Origin of the sequence: Peribacillus frigoritolerans (assembly GCF_040250305.1) — a bacterium.
Lineage (GTDB): Bacteria > Bacillota > Bacilli > Bacillales > DSM-1321 > Peribacillus.
The window spans coordinates 1338158-1352720 of sequence record NZ_CP158190.1 but is presented as its reverse complement, the minus strand read 5'-3'; the positions used below and the strand labels follow the sequence as shown (position 1 = coordinate 1352720).

Here is a 14563-nt window from a genome sequence, read left to right as displayed (position 1 = left end):
GGTTATGGTTTCTGAATCGAAAAAGAGCAGAACATGATTAACGTTCTTTTTTTATCGTCTTGACCGCTTTATCCAAAGCCCTTTTTGGTTTTGCTTTTTGAGTGGTCATTTCATCCATGGCTGAATTCATCGGTCCCCATACCTTATTCATTTCCGGAATATTCGGTACTGGTTCAGCGTATTGTAATTGTATGCTTAAGGCTTGTGCCCTTTCATTTTCATTGATTGCGGCATTGTGTTTGATTGATTTATTCGGAGGGATTTCCCCTGTTAAATCATAACGCTGCATTGCATTATCATCATTAGTCAAATATTCAACTAACTTCGTAGACCAATAAGGATGTTTTGTGAATGCTGTTACATGCCAGCCTTTGATTTCCATGAACGTTTTCATTGGCTGGCCATTGGGTAATTTAGGCATGGGGGCAATTCCTATATCTTTCCGCTCGGTAAATGAGTTCCCGTCACTCATGATAGAAGCCAAATTCCCTTGTATGAACAACTTTTCGATCGCTGCCTTGTCGCCTTTTGGAATCAAACCCGCCCTATACCATTTTTGGATGTATGCAGCCCCTTTTATGGCACCCTTATTATTCAAACCAATGTCGGAAGGATCTAGTTTTCCATTCTTATCTTTAAATATATAACCTCCCATTCCAGCGATCACTCCATACGAATCATGGAAATCATTCCATTTGGCGTAGTAACCATGAACGTTACCCTTTCTTAATTCCTTCGTCATTTTATAAAGGTCATTCATCGTCTCAGGTGACTTAGCCATTAATTTTTTATTATAAAAGAAAACGGATGTGTTTACGGATTTCGGCAATCCAAATACCTTATCTTGATACATTTCCCCCCTAATTGAAGGTTCAATGAAGGCATTCAATACCTCATCTTTCACCTTCACTTCCTGAATTAAGCCTTCCTTCACGATTTGCCCGACTCTTTCATGAGAAAAAGTTACGACATCCGGGGCCTTTCCGTTTCCGATTGGCCCATCACGACGAAGCCGCTCATACATCTCGGTAGCCATTTCAAGCTCTTCATGCTCAACGTTGATTCCATATTCTTTTTCAAAAGCTTCAATCACCGGCTTTAGGGCCTCCGCTCTACCTTTTTCCTCCCATATGATCAATTTTTCCGGCTTCGCTTCATTACTGGCTTCGTCTTCTTTTTTCTTATTTTCTTTCACTGCTTCATTTTCCAAATCTGAACTGGAACCACAAGCACTTACACTAACGATCAAAAACATGGACATGAACAAATGAAAAATCAGCTTCTTCACTTTGATTCTCCTTTTTAAAATGTTTATTCTATCATGTCCAAAAGCACCAAATAATACTGTTTTTTCAGTTCAGTACTTCAAATAAAGCGACTTAATGAAAGCGGTGCCAAAGCTATTGTTATCATTATATGAACGGCTTTGGTTTTTACAACATTTTCCTTGGCGTATTTATTTCCTTGTAGTGATGAACACTTTTTGTTATTTTTTAGTTAATAAGTGCTTCTTTTAATTGAAATAGGGTATATAACCATATTGAAAAAACACTTAACCTGGCTAGTGCAGCTTCATAGAGATCTCCCTCATAAACAGCTGGAAGTTTCCTTTTTCACATCCTCAAATACTTATAGAATTGGAGTGGTTTAAAATGGAATTTTCATCCATACACCATAGACCTAATGACAATTACGGCTATCCCATCAACACTGAAACCCTACATATCCGCCTACGTACGAAAAAACAAGATATCTCCTCAGTTGGATTGATTTTTGGTGATCCATACATATCAGATAATGGTCAATGGCAGTACGAAGAGCTTCCCATGAGTTTGTCAGGCAGCGATAACCGTTATGATTATTGGCATATTTATGTGAAGCCTCCCTACCGAAGAATTCGTTATGGGTTCAAGGTAACCTCAGAAGATGAAAGTGCTTTTTACACGGAAAAAGGCTTCTTTAAAGAAGCCCCCCGAGATCCCGGATGCTATTTCGCGATTCCCTATCTGCACCAAAATGAAGTTTTCGGGGCACCGGAATGGGTCAAGGATACAATTTGGTACCAAATTTTCCCTGAACGTTTTGCGAACGGAAACCCCGACAACGATCCGGAAGGTGTGAAACCCTGGGGAAGTGAAGACCCGGCGGTGGATAATTTTTTTGGCGGGGACTTTGAAGGAATCATTGAACATTTGGATTACCTAGAGAATCTCGGCATCAACGGAATCTATTTCACGCCAATCTTCCATGCTTACTCCAATCATAAATACGATACGATTGATTATCGGAGTATCGATCCGCAATTCGGAACGAAGGAAACATTGAAAACGCTCATAACCGAATGTCACAAACGGAATATCCGGGTCATGCTGGATGCCGTTTTTAACCATAGCGGCTACTATTTCCCCCCTTTTCAGGATCTGCTCGAAAAAGGAGAGAAATCGAAATATAAGGATTGGTTCCACCCACATAGCTTCCCACTTAAAGGAGGGGAAAGGCCCAATTATGAAACATTCGGTTTTTTTGAATCGATGCCAAAATTGAATACGGCAAATCCGGAGGTGAAAGAATATCTGCTCGAAGTCTCGGCTTATTGGATCAAGGAGTTCGATATAGACGCCTGGCGGCTCGATGTGGCAAATGAAGTCGATCAGCCATTCTGGCGTGAATTTCGAACAACGGTGAAAAATATAAAGCCTGACCTTTATGTTCTTGGGGAAATTTGGCATGACTCAATGCCATGGCTTCGCGGCGATCAGTTCGATGCCGTCATGAATTACCCTTTCACCAACCAAGTTTTTCGCCTGATCGCCTCACAAACCATCAATGCACGCGAGTTCACAGAAGAAATGACAGCCATCTATCACAGTTATCCGACCAATGTTTTTGATGTGACATTCAATCTTCTTGGAAGCCATGATACACCGCGGATTTTCACGGATTGCGGGGAAGATCTAGCTCGAGCCAAGCTCATCCACGCAATCCTGCTGACATTCAATGGCAGCCCTTGTATATACTATGGCGATGAAATCGGCTTAACCGGTGGCATGGATCCAGGGTGCCGAAAATGCATGGTCTGGGAAGAGGAAAAACAAAACACCGAGCTGCTCAATGAAATTAAGGCATTGATCTCCTTGCGAAAAGAAGAAAGATTACTTGCCAATGACGGGAAGTTCAAATTCCTTGATACAGCCGGAAACGAAAATATCGTGGCCTACCAAAAGTATAATGAAAAACGTTCTGTCGTGATCCTCATCAATCCGACGGATGTCCAGCAAACCTTTACCCTCCCTTTGGATTTGGAAGGACGTACACTAACGGATTTAAGAACAAAAGAAACCACACAAGTTGGCAAATTTGAATTGAGCGGTTATCAATATAAAATTCTCGCAATCAATCATTGAGGCAATGAAAAAAACGGGGCAATGAAAATCATTCGCCCCGTTTTTTTTCATTCGATTATTTGTATATCATATTCTTTGAACCATACATGGGTTTGTGCCAAGTGAGCGAGCAGCTGTGGACCTGACATCAATTGCCCGAACCACGGCACTTTAAAAGCGGCACCCTTGGAATCTACTATATCGGTTAGCTTTTGCTTATCGAAAAACTCATGCAGGACCGAATTTTTATCCATCAGTAAGTCTTTCAACCACGCCTGCACACGGTCTGTATATATAGGGTTATGGGTTTTTGGATATGGACTTTTTTTACGATATAATACTTCATCCGGTAACAGCCCCTCCAAAGCCTTCCTTAGAATACCCTTTTCACGGTTGCCTTCCATTTTCATTTCCCAAGGAATGTTCCATGCATATTCAACAAGGCGATGATCCGCAAATGGCACGCGCACCTCTAAACTTGCACCCATACTCATCCGGTCCTTCCGGTCAAGGAGAGTCGTCATGAACCATAATAAATTCACATAGAAAAGCTCTCTCCGCTTTGCCGCTACACCGCTTTCCCCTTCCAATTTAGGCGTTTCGGCAAGGGTGGTCAAATAAGCTTCCTGCGCATATTCCTCAAGCCTCAATTTCTCGCGCCATCCCTTTTTCAATAAAGATACCCGCTCATCCGTAGATCTCATCCATGGAAAACCAGCACGATTCAAATCATCTTCACGATGAAACCATGGGTAACCGCCAAAAATTTCGTCCGCACATTCACCGGACAAGCCTACAACAAAATCCCGCTTGATTTCCTTACAAAACCAAAGTAAGGAAGAATCGACATCCGCCATGCCTGGGAGGTCCCTTACAAGGACAGCTTCCGTTAAATAATTTGTCAACTGCTCTTGAGTGATGATCGATGAATGGTGAACCGTGTTAAAACTATCCGACATCTTTTTAATCCAATACCCATCAGAGTTAGGCTGAAAATCATTTGCTTCAAAATAGCGCTCATTATCCTCATAATCAATGGAATACGTATGAAGCGGCCCTTTCCCTTCTTTTTGATAGGCGTTTGCAGCAATGGCCGTTATTGCGCTTGAGTCAAGCCCTCCTGATAAGAAGGTACAAAGCGGAACATCTGATACAAGTTGCCGTGTCACTGCATCTTCGACAAGGAAACGAACCTTCTCGGCCGTCTCATCAAGCGTATCCCGGTGTTCTTCGCTTTTCACATTCCAATATCTCCAAATCCGGAGGCCTTTCCTTGATAAGGTAAGCGCATGGGCAGGCCTTAATTCCTGGATATTATGAAATACGCCTGAACCTGGCTTTCGGGATGGACCAACACCAAAAACTTCAGACAGCCCTTCGCGGTCAATCTCCGTTTTAACATCCGGATGGGCCAGAATCGCCTTCAGCTCCGATCCGAAAATGAACCCGCCGTCCCTTTCCGCATAAAAGAATGGTTTTACCCCCATGCGATCTCTTCCAACGAATAATTTCTGTTCCTTTTCATCCCAAATCGCAAACGCAAAAATCCCATTGAACAAGTCAATGCATTTTTCTTTCCATTCTATATAAGAAGTTAGCAAAACTTCTGTATCAGAATGACCGCTAAAGGAATATCCTTTTAATAATAGCTGTTTACGAATATCCTCGGTGTTATATAGCTCACCATTATAACAAAGCGTATATCTGCCGTTTTCGTGATTTTTCGTCATCGGCTGTTTTCCGCCTTCCGCATCGACAACCGTTAACCGTTTATGACCAAAGGCAACATGGGCTTCGCTCCAAACATTTTCTTCGTCTGGCCCCCGCTTTGCCAACGTTTTTGTCATGTTTTCCAGCGTTTTCGTTTTTGTCCGTAAATCTTTTTGAAAATGCACCCAGCCTGTTATCCCACACATTTTACACTTCATCCTTTCTATCCGGACTATCAAAAATATATTGGCTCCCTGTCTTAAAAAGATTTACAGCCCCTAAGTATCGCTTTAGTATCATTCCGTAGGACCCCCTGCCCACAACGCCCGGCGTCGTTAATGAATTGTTGAGCAAAGCATCCCGTGTTTAAACATAGCCTATGCAAAGACGGAAAGATGGTTATTTGTCCATAATATTTTAAAATATACAGTTATATTTTCATTGGATTTTGACTAAAAAGTAGGTGAGGATTCCACTATTGGAGGTATATGTATGAGTCAGCAACAACGAACTAAGTTAATGAACAGGCAAACAAGAGCTTTTACCGAAGGAACAGTGGAAAATATCAATCAACAATGGATTTTTTTTGATGATGAAACAGATGAGGCCTGCTCCATTGAAGACCACGTTGACAGCATCATCGAAGTGTACAGGGGTGGGCGCTGGCAGCAAGGAGTAATTGAAGAAGAGGGAAAAATCCTGCTTCATCGGGAAATCACCTTCTTAAGGGAAAATGAGCCCATTCGGATACGCAAAAAACTGCTCTACTCTTTTGAACGTTTATTGGAAGAATTGAACGACGATTCCTTTTTCCAATTTGTAACGACATTGAATTCACTTGATTTTTCTATTTATGATTGTATATATAGCTATAACCAGCTCACTTTTTTAAGGGCCGTCCCAAACCAGTCCGGCGTGAATTTCTTCACCTTTGATAACGAGAGCCAAATTTGTCTCGTTCAGCACCACTTTTCTTACGGGAAAAAGGACCATGATCGTTTTGAATTCACCCTGAACACCGGAAAAAGGATCGTCATTGAGAAAGTGAATTCACAATAACGGGTAAAAGAAAACGGGTAAATGAGATTTCCTCATTTACCCGTTTTTCATTTATTTATTTAAAAATATACAATCCTTGTGGCAAGGAAAGCCCTAAATAAAGGACGAATACAAGCGCTACGATGAACAATATCCACATGGCACCTGTGCTTTTTCCTTTTTTCGTACGGACCAGCACCATTTCCATCGCCGCAATCACGATGATTCCAACAATCATTTTCACTGCGTAAGCACCAAAATCAGTGATCAGCATGCCGCCAGTAAGGAAAATCAATAGATAGAACAACCGTGTTATCATATGTAGCATTTTCGCTTTCGGGTTTTCACCTTTAAGCATCGAATATGTGACAAAGAAAAGAATGATTCCGATAACCCAAGCTGTAATATGCATATGTGTCATTTTTTTGCCCCCTCGTTCAGTTTCCATTTCATCATATCATAGGCTTTTACAAAAAAACAAAACTAAGGATCCACCTGAATGGGTAAAACCAACAATTTAATGAACATCATTTACATTTCTTCTTAACTGGTCCTCAACGGCGCATAACCGGCTTTTTACCATATGTAAAAAAACGCCATATATATTCAACCGGTCCGTAATTAAACAGACCCATCCACAATAAGGAAAGCAGAATTTGCAGGCAAAACAGGGCTATTAGGAAAACAAAACCTGTCGTATAAGAGACTGATCCATATAAACCAAGCCCATATGAATAAAAAATGGCCGTACATACCATCGATTGGAACAAGTAATTGCTCATCGACATCCTTCCGATATACGAAAGCGGGTATAACAGGCGGGAAGCCCCTGCCCGCTCCGCCAAAAGCGCGATTGCCGTGATATAAAAAATCGTAAGTAACGGTCCTCCCAAATAATCCTGCACGAATATCGTACCAAAATGGTATACCGTCACATACGGCAGAATCTTTATTGACATGCCCAATAGCAAGCTTACAATCGATATCGCTTTCAATTGTCGTTTATATTGGGCTGGATTTTGGAGAAAGCCTTGTTTTGCAACACCTGCTCCCATTAAAAAAAACGGAAAAATCGATAAAAAAAGGATAATGGCATTAAAAGGGTTGTTCACCATATACCAATCCAGCGCCCTTTGACTCATCAGTTCCGTAAATGTACCAGATTGATAAACTTCCAAAGACTGTTTCATCATCGCCGAATCAGTCGTAACCGCCATCCCTTCACTATCAAAAATGCCCATTATAAGAAATAGAGAACCCAATATCGCAAATGGTAGGACATAACAAACCGAGCCTAGCAGAATTAAATTCCTGCCCTTCATCTTATAAAAAAACAAAAGTGCAAACCCAAATACAGCATAATTAATGAGGATGTCCCCATGCCAGATGAAGAAAGCATGAATGCATCCAAGTATCAGCAGGAAACTTAGCCTTTTCATATATAGTAACGGAAATGAAATACCCTTTTCTTCACTCCTTACTGCCAAAATGATTGCCCCGAAACCGAACAGAAAGGCAAATAACGGATAAAAGCTGGCCTGTGCGACGATATCACTGAATCTGTACAAAATCCTGTCCCATCCTCCGGACCACCGCTCGGCACCGTCTATGTACAAGAGCGGAGAGTGGAATGAAGGCATATTCACTAAAAAAATCCCTAAAATGGCTAATCCACGTAAAATATCGATGCTTACGATCCGTTTACTTTCCTGCAATGGTACCATCGTGTCCTTCATAGGTACACCCTCTTTCATCCATACAGATTTTTCTATAACTCCATTGCACCATCTTTAACTTTCGTGACCGCTTTTTGCTTTTTTATCAGTATGACAAACAAGCTGCCCAATAAGCAAAAGATTCCTGCAAGGAAGAATGCCCATGTATAGGAGTTGAATATTTTGAAGATAAGCCCTCCACCGTACGCCGCCACTGCTGCACCGACCTGATGGGCCGCGAATATCCACCCGTATACGATCCCGCTTTTCTCCATGCCAAAGACTTGCCTTGAAATGCTTATGGTCGGAGGAACGGTGGCAATCCAATCCAAGCCATAAAAAACGGAAAAGATGATCAATAGGCCGATTGAGCCTTCATTTAGCGCAAAAGGAAGTAATACGAGGGAAGCACCCCTTAGAGCGTAATACCAAAACAACAGCCAACGGTTATCAAAACGATCTGATAACCACCCGGATACAGTCGTACCAATCAAATCAAAGATTCCCATGAAAGATAGCAGTGATGCAGCCGTCACAACCGGTAAACCAAAACTAATGCAGTAAGAAATGAAATGTGTGCCGATCAACCCGCTCGTTGAAAGTCCGCATATAAAAAAGCTTCCTGCCAATAACCAGAATTCCTTCACTCTCACTGCTTCAATCAACGACTGAAAGGCCATGGCGATGGGGTTCTTCTTTTGGGCTGTAACAGCCTCCAGATTTTCCTCTTCTAATCCATATGGAAGAGTGCCCACTTCCTTCGGATTGTTTTTCATGAACAAAAGGATGATTGCCAGCATGATCAAGCTAAGGACCAAAATTAATCCAATCGCCCATCTCCACGAGTAATTCTCAATGATGATGGCTAAAACCGGAAGTAAAATGAGCTGACCTGTGGCCGTACTTGCCGTGAGTATCCCGACCGCCAGTCCCCGCCTCTTCTCGAACCAACGATTTGCCACATATGGGCTCAATACCGTTAAAAACACTCCAGAACCCAATCCAATGATAATTCCCCAAATAAGAATGAGCTGCCACTCATGCTCCATGAAAAAAGTGAGTAAAATCCCTGCCAATAAAGTGGACATGGCCAATACCATCATTTTCTTCAATCCAAGCACTTCAATTAGAGCGGCCATGAATGGACCCGATAATCCATATAGAAACAAACTTATGGCGAAGGCTAAAGAAATGACGGACCGGTCCCACCCGAACTCATTTTCAAATGGAACGATGAATACTCCCGATGATGACCTAACGATTCCGGCTACAATAATCGAGAAGAATGTTATGATTAAAATAACCCAGCTATAATGAATACGTTTCAATGCTCTCCCCCACAATCCAAGACTCTTACAATAAATGATGAAAAAATGAAAATTATAATAATTTGAAATATTTTATAATAATAACACTTTCTCGTTAAACAGGATGCTTTTTACCGAAACAAATTCCAATCTCTTGAATGACCATCCTTATCCAACAATGGCATGAGTTACTGCGGCTTATTTACGAATGCAAAAATATCGCCCCCGCAATCTTCATTTATCCGATCCGATATCTTCATAGCTTAATATGAATCCCATCGAACGGGCAAACAGAAAAAAACGCTGATCATTTCTGAACAGCGTTAGCGAGCTTCAATTGACGAATCTGCCTGTTTTCCCCTTAGATTCCCAGTAATCATTACGGAGATGGATTTTTTGTATTTTCCCCGATGCCGTTTTCGGAAGCTCATCGACGAACGACACACTGGTAACTGATTTGAAGTGAGCTAGTTTTTCCCGTGTGAAGGCCTTTATATCATCCTCCGTTAAATCCACGCCCCTTTTTGGCACAATGAAGGCATGCGGCGTCTCTCCCCACTTTTCATGGGGAACGGCAATGACTGCCGCTTCAAGAATGTCCGAATGTTCGTAGAGCACTCCTTCCACTTCTATGGAAGAGATATTTTCTCCGCCACTAATGATGATATCCTTTTTGCGGTCAACGATATCCACATTGCCATTTTCATCGATGGTGGCCATATCCCCTGTATGCAGCCATCCATTTCTCAATGTCTGGCTGGTCGCTTCTTCATTTTTCCAATAACCTAACATCACTCCATGACTCCGGACAATGAGCTCCCCGATATCCACGCCATCATGGGCCACTTCCTCACCATTTTCATGGATGACCTTTACCTCACTGCCTATGATGGGATACCCAGCTTTCGCCTTCATTCTGTATTTTTCTTTTTCCGAAAGATCGTCGAATTCAGAACGAATCAGCGATATCAGACTAACCGGTGTCGATTAAGTCATTCCGTAAATTTGAATGAATTCCCAGCCTAACTCTTTTTCCACCCTTGTAACGAATGCAGGAGGCGGAGCGGAACCCGCAACAACGATTCGAATATCCTGCTCGAGATTCGGAACATTCCGTTCATAATATTGAAACAAAGAATTCAGAACCGTTGGTGCCATATGCATGATGGAAACCTTATGCTTTTGTAATGCATCAAATATCGTTTCAGGGCTGGTTTTCCTCAAACAAACTTGAGTGGCACCATTTGCCGTATAATAAAATGGGGCACCCCACCCATTCACGTGGAACATCGGCAGTACATGCAAATATGTATCGCGGTCATTGACCCTGAAATGATGCATCGCACCCAGGGCATGTAAGTAGTTGTTGCGGTGAGTCAGCATCACCCCTTTAGGATTCCCTGTGGTCCCGCTAGTATAAAGGAGGCTCGAAACATCATTTTCATCCACGGTCTCCCGGTTAAAGCACTTGTCATCATAACGTTCCAGCCAATTGTTGTAATCGGTTTCACTTATCTCTTCATCTTTATAATGAACGATAATGTGCTCCACCGATTCCAATTCATCCTTGACAGGGGAAATTAGATGATACAATTCCTGATCTACAAAAAGGACCTTTGACTCGCTATGGTTCAAAATGAATACATAGTCGGCAGGCTTCAAGCGGATATTCAAGGGAACGATTACTGCCCCAAGCTGAAATACCCCATAAAAGCCTTCAAGCATTTCAATTGAGTTAGGTGCCAAATATGCCACCTTATCACCCTTTTTGACTCCAAGATCCCTTAAACCATTTGAAAGCTGGTTTACACGGCCGTTCAATTCTGCGTAGGTTAATACCTTGTCATCTCCAATGATGGCTTTCTTATCGCCATATAGTAAGGCTGCTCGATCTAAGAAATGCGATAATACTAATGGTACATTCATTTCCTCACCTCTAGTTTTATTTGAAAATTCTGAATTAGTATTATATTACCATATCTGTTTATAACATTTCAATAATATCCACCAGTGTTATATAACAACATATTAATAGGCAGATGAATCACATCAATCATCAGTCAACATACAATACATTGAAACTCCCTTCAGTGATAGGCTCATGGCCTGAGATTCAGGGGAAAACCAGAATAAAAAAAGGGTGATTTTCTTGCCGGCCATCGTAGGAGTCGTTCAAGTCATCAACGTCGGTAGCAGTGGAATTGTCCATATTGGTGACGTCTTTAAAATTAGTCCCTATTCCACCTCAAAAACGTTTGCAGGTGCTGGCTCGTTTAATACGGGTGAATCCATATCCCTTTATAATGCCTATAGCACCACGAATACAAATGATACAGATGGTGTTGATCAGCCACTGGTCTTAAATCTCTAATGTTTTAAGAAAGGAGTCAGTATGATCTTCAATATTCACCAGACCATACAAATTAATATGATAAAAATTGAAAGCATCGCCAATTCATCCGTTTTTCAAATAGGAAGTGCCGGGGTGATCAAACCATATTCCACATTGGCCAATACCGGTGGATTCACTGAGCCTGCTCCCGCAATTGAAGCCGATGTAATCCCATTAACCAGTTTCGTCCCGTTTACACCCTCCTAGTTCATAGGCATTCACCTACCTCCAACTTTTTCATATACTGTCTTATATGAGATTAACTTATTGTGAAGGTGGGGTGTTGAATCGTGAATCAGGATCTCTATTCATATTCCATACAAATGCAGCGTTTCCTTGAAGCCCAGGATAAACGGATCATGAAACTTGAACACGAACTCAAACGCCTGACAGATGAAATTGCCGAGCTGAAAAATAAACCGCCAATCCATGTGGATAAAATTGAATATAAATTCGATCAGTTAAAGGTCGAATCTTTAGATGGAACATTGAATATCGGTTTAAATCCAACTGACCTTAACAACATTGATGAATTTGCCGTCAACAACCAACCCATCCAACCAGCACCTAACCTATTTCCAGGCAGGGAAATCGTCGTCCAGGAAATTCACAACGATATACTTTCAGACTTGGAAAATATGATCAACGATGCGGAAACCCAGCTGAAAATATCATTGGAACCCTCTTATCATGACTTCATTAAGCAAGACGTCGAGCGCCAGCTTCATCAACGAATCAATATGTATTTCGATAATCTTTCTTACGCCGAACGTGCACCGCAGCAACGGGATAATATCAAGGAAAAGATCAGGGAAAAGGTGAAATCCGATATTCAAACTGCATTATTCCAATTCATTACCCATTCACAAGCCGAGACAGGAGGAAATCCAAATGGAGTTTAATGTAACCAATCACCAGCTTTGTGTAGGTGATATAAAAATTACCGGTGTAGCAAGCTCTGCTTTATTTCTCATAGGGGATGTACAAACGGTCCAATTATCTTCCGCATTCGATACCCCGCCGGAATCCCTTATCATCGGGCCATTCGTGCCTCTTTCTCCAGAAGGATAAATAACATGTTTTCTAGAATATCAAAAGTAAAATCTTTATTATCCGACACGGTATCATTCAGCTCCACCCTGCAAATTGGGGATACTTCATATATAGATGGAAATGCCCTGGCTATAGCCGTTCAGAAGAAAAGTGAAACTTTCGATTCAGCGGATATTCATTTCGAGAACTATGACATTTTTAAGAAACCACTTTATATCCCGAGATTGAATGAACCAGTCATATCAAGTTTTTCAAATCCTAATCCCTTCATACGGGTCGGCAATATCAATATAATCGGGATATCAGCCTCATCTGTCGTTGGTGTGGGGAACGTAGGCCATGCACGTATGGAATCAAGAGTGAAGCATATTCGGGATGTTCCTAAAAAACCCGAAGAGACACCAATCGATGATTCAACCAACAACACTTAAATTTTAAAAGGAGGGGTTCATATGCCCGCCATTATCGGCCCAGTTCAAGTATTTAATGTCGCTCAAGGAAATCTGTTATTCGGTGATTGCGCCGTCATTTCCCCTAAGTCTTCCTCCAAATCCGTTAGCGGATCCGGCTCAGGGAACACGGCTGCAATCGTTTTTACGGCCAATGGCCTGAATGGAAGCAACGTCCTTGATGTCAATGGGGTCGACCAACCCATTACAGGGAATAATTAGTCATAGAAAAAGCCTCCCATTTCCAGGAGGCTTTTAAATTCGGCTTATTTCTCTAACATGTTAAATACTTGCTCAACATCTTTGTCTCCCCTGCCTGATAAATTAACGATCAGTATATCATCTCTTGTTAACTCTTTTGCGAGCTTCATGGCGTGAGCTAGAGCATGTGAGCTTTCGAGAGCCGGAATGATGCCCTCTGTTTTGGATAATACCTGAAAAGCTTCAAGAGCTTCTTCCCCTTTTACCGTCACATACTCCGCTCGTCCGCTTTCTTTCAAAAAACTATGCTCGGGTCCCACGCTCGGGTAATCCAAACCTGCAGCTATGGAGAATGTCGGTTTTGGTTCCCCTTGTTCGTCCACTAACGTCAAACTTTTGAATCCGTGCAATACTGCCGGGACACCTTGAGAAATACTTGGGGCTTCAATTGGCTCTACACCAATTAAACGGACATTGTCTTCATCAATATAATGAGCAAAAGCACCGATCGCATTACTTCCCCCTCCTGCACAAGCAATGATGGCAGTTGGCAGTTTTCCTTCCTTTTCATGGATCTGGCGCTTCGATTCTTCACTTATGATTGATTGGAAATGTTTAACGATCGTTGGATATGGGTGTGGTCCCACTGCTGAACCAAGCAAGTAAAAAGTATTTTCATAGTTTTGCACCAAATCATTCAATGCCTCATCAACGGCATCCTTCAATCGACCCTGTCCCTTTTCGACCGCTACGACTTTTGCCCCCAGCAATTCCATCCGAAAGACATTCAATGCCTGCCTCTCCGTATCCAGCTTACCCATATAAATCACACACTCCATGCCAAACATCGCACATGCAGTCGCAGTCGCCACACCATGCTGTCCAGCGCCAGTTTCTGCGATGATGCGTTTAGCACCCATCCGTTTAGCGAGCAGGATTTGTCCAATCGCATTATTAATTTTGTGAGCACCTGTATGATTCAGGTCTTCACGCTTCAAGTATATTTTTGCCCCGCCAACCTTTTTCGTTAAATTCTTTGCAAGTGTTAACGGGTTTTCGCGTCCGACATATTCTTTCAAATAATATTGAAATTCCTCAATGAATTCCGGGTCATCCTTATATTTCAGGAATTCCGTTTCTAAAATATCCATAACTTCCTGAAGTTCACCCGGTACAAAGCTTCCGCCGAACTCACCAAAATATCCCTTGCTCTTGATCTCACTCGTCATACTCTTCTCTACTCCTTTAAAAAGGTATTTTTCTCCACTAGTATATAGTAAGCAATTATATCTTTTCAAACTATTCTGTTTATTTA

14 protein-coding genes and 1 pseudogene are annotated in these 14563 nt (G+C 41.9%); 8 read left to right on the top strand and 7 right to left on the bottom strand.

The features are described from left to right. Positions 1-37: 37 nt before the first annotated feature. Complete coding sequence (locus ABOA58_RS06670; protein WP_350301713.1) at positions 38-1288, bottom strand: sugar ABC transporter substrate-binding protein; 1251 nt, start codon at positions 1286-1288, stop codon at positions 38-40. 364 nt (positions 1289-1652) lie between these two features. On the opposite strand from ABOA58_RS06670, the gene ABOA58_RS06665 reads away from it, so the two are divergent. Beyond that, a complete protein-coding gene (locus ABOA58_RS06665; protein ID WP_350301712.1) occupies positions 1653-3404 on the top strand; it encodes a glycoside hydrolase family 13 protein in 1752 nt (583 codons plus the stop codon). A gap of 47 nt (positions 3405-3451) precedes the next feature. Here ABOA58_RS06665 and asnB read toward each other — a convergent pair whose 3' ends face one another. After that, on the bottom strand, positions 3452-5299 hold the full coding sequence (gene asnB / locus ABOA58_RS06660) for an asparagine synthase (glutamine-hydrolyzing) (RefSeq protein WP_350301711.1): 1848 nt from the start codon (positions 5297-5299) through the stop codon (positions 3452-3454). A gap of 286 nt (positions 5300-5585) precedes the next feature. On the opposite strand from asnB, the gene ABOA58_RS06655 reads away from it, so the two are divergent. Further along, positions 5586-6152 carry a DUF2777 domain-containing protein gene (locus ABOA58_RS06655; protein ID WP_020018810.1) on the top strand — a complete coding sequence of 189 codons (567 nt, stop codon included), beginning with the start codon at positions 5586-5588 and terminating at the stop codon, positions 6150-6152. Positions 6153-6207: 55 nt separating this feature from the next. Here the strand turns inward: ABOA58_RS06655 and ABOA58_RS06650 are convergent, their stop codons facing one another. The 4 genes and pseudogenes from ABOA58_RS06650 to ABOA58_RS06635 all read right to left on the bottom strand — a co-directional run bounded on the left by ABOA58_RS06650 (position 6208) and on the right by ABOA58_RS06635 (position 11079). Further along, positions 6208-6552, bottom strand: a complete 345-nt coding sequence (locus ABOA58_RS06650; RefSeq protein WP_350301710.1) for a YisL family protein — start codon at positions 6550-6552, stop codon at positions 6208-6210. A gap of 133 nt (positions 6553-6685) precedes the next feature. Then, positions 6686-7867: a DUF418 domain-containing protein gene (locus ABOA58_RS06645; protein ID WP_350301709.1), complete on the bottom strand. Its 1182-nt coding sequence runs from the start codon at positions 7865-7867 to the stop codon at positions 6686-6688. 32 nt (positions 7868-7899) lie between these two features. After that, positions 7900-9174 carry an MFS transporter gene (locus tag ABOA58_RS06640; protein ID WP_350301708.1) on the bottom strand — a complete coding sequence of 425 codons (1275 nt, stop codon included), beginning with the start codon at positions 9172-9174 and terminating at the stop codon, positions 7900-7902. A gap of 312 nt (positions 9175-9486) precedes the next feature. Continuing rightward, positions 9487-11079 (bottom strand): annotated as a pseudogene (locus tag ABOA58_RS06635) (long-chain-fatty-acid--CoA ligase). 223 nt (positions 11080-11302) lie between these two features. Here ABOA58_RS06635 and ABOA58_RS06630 point away from each other — a divergent pair. The 6 genes from ABOA58_RS06630 to ABOA58_RS06605 all read left to right on the top strand — a co-directional run bounded on the left by ABOA58_RS06630 (position 11303) and on the right by ABOA58_RS06605 (position 13269). Next, positions 11303-11524 carry a spore germination protein gene (locus ABOA58_RS06630; RefSeq protein ID WP_063577089.1) on the top strand — a complete coding sequence of 74 codons (222 nt, stop codon included), beginning with the start codon at positions 11303-11305 and terminating at the stop codon, positions 11522-11524. A gap of 21 nt (positions 11525-11545) precedes the next feature. Beyond that, positions 11546-11752: a spore germination protein GerPB gene (locus ABOA58_RS06625; protein WP_350301707.1), complete on the top strand. Its 207-nt coding sequence runs from the start codon at positions 11546-11548 to the stop codon at positions 11750-11752. Between the two features lie 83 nt (positions 11753-11835). Further along, the gene (gene gerPC, locus ABOA58_RS06620) at positions 11836-12447 is read left to right on the top strand and encodes a spore germination protein GerPC (RefSeq protein WP_350301706.1); all 612 of its coding nucleotides are present in this window, start codon (positions 11836-11838) and stop codon (positions 12445-12447) included. Continuing rightward, complete coding sequence (locus tag ABOA58_RS06615; RefSeq protein WP_034314611.1) at positions 12437-12616, top strand: hypothetical protein; 180 nt, start codon at positions 12437-12439, stop codon at positions 12614-12616. The genes gerPC and ABOA58_RS06615 overlap by 11 nt, the downstream gene beginning before the upstream one ends. A 5-nt stretch (positions 12617-12621) precedes the next feature. After that, positions 12622-13029, top strand: coding sequence for a spore germination protein GerPE (locus ABOA58_RS06610; RefSeq protein ID WP_350301705.1), 408 nt, complete (start codon positions 12622-12624; stop codon positions 13027-13029). Positions 13030-13050: 21 nt separating this feature from the next. After that, entirely contained in the window at positions 13051-13269 is a 219-nt protein-coding gene (locus tag ABOA58_RS06605) for a spore germination protein (RefSeq protein ID WP_095391926.1), read from the top strand. A gap of 44 nt (positions 13270-13313) precedes the next feature. On the opposite strand, the gene trpB is transcribed toward ABOA58_RS06605, so the two are convergent. Continuing rightward, on the bottom strand, positions 13314-14477 hold the full coding sequence (gene trpB, locus ABOA58_RS06600) for a tryptophan synthase subunit beta (protein ID WP_350301704.1): 1164 nt from the start codon (positions 14475-14477) through the stop codon (positions 13314-13316). Positions 14478-14563 lie beyond the last annotated feature (86 nt).

Bases quoted from the DNA above. Each gene is read 5' to 3' on its own strand.
- trpB (WP_350301704.1), bottom strand. From the start codon at position 14,477: ATGACGAGTGAGATCAAGAGCAAGGGATATTTTGGTGAGTTCGGCGGA.
- ABOA58_RS06645 (WP_350301709.1), bottom strand. From the start codon at position 7,867: ATGAAGGACACGATGGTACCATTGCAGGAAAGTAAACGGATCGTAAGC.
- ABOA58_RS06650 (WP_350301710.1), bottom strand. From the start codon at position 6,552: ATGACACATATGCATATTACAGCTTGGGTTATCGGAATCATTCTTTTC.
- asnB (WP_350301711.1), bottom strand. From the start codon at position 5,299: ATGTGTGGGATAACAGGCTGGGTGCATTTTCAAAAAGATTTACGGACA.
- ABOA58_RS06655 (WP_020018810.1), top strand. From the start codon at position 5,586: ATGAGTCAGCAACAACGAACTAAGTTAATGAACAGGCAAACAAGAGCT.
- ABOA58_RS06665 (WP_350301712.1), top strand. From the start codon at position 1,653: ATGGAATTTTCATCCATACACCATAGACCTAATGACAATTACGGCTAT.
- ABOA58_RS06605 (WP_095391926.1), top strand. From the start codon at position 13,051: ATGCCCGCCATTATCGGCCCAGTTCAAGTATTTAATGTCGCTCAAGGA.
- ABOA58_RS06610 (WP_350301705.1), top strand. From the start codon at position 12,622: ATGTTTTCTAGAATATCAAAAGTAAAATCTTTATTATCCGACACGGTA.
- ABOA58_RS06615 (WP_034314611.1), top strand. From the start codon at position 12,437: ATGGAGTTTAATGTAACCAATCACCAGCTTTGTGTAGGTGATATAAAA.
- ABOA58_RS06625 (WP_350301707.1), top strand. From the start codon at position 11,546: ATGATCTTCAATATTCACCAGACCATACAAATTAATATGATAAAAATT.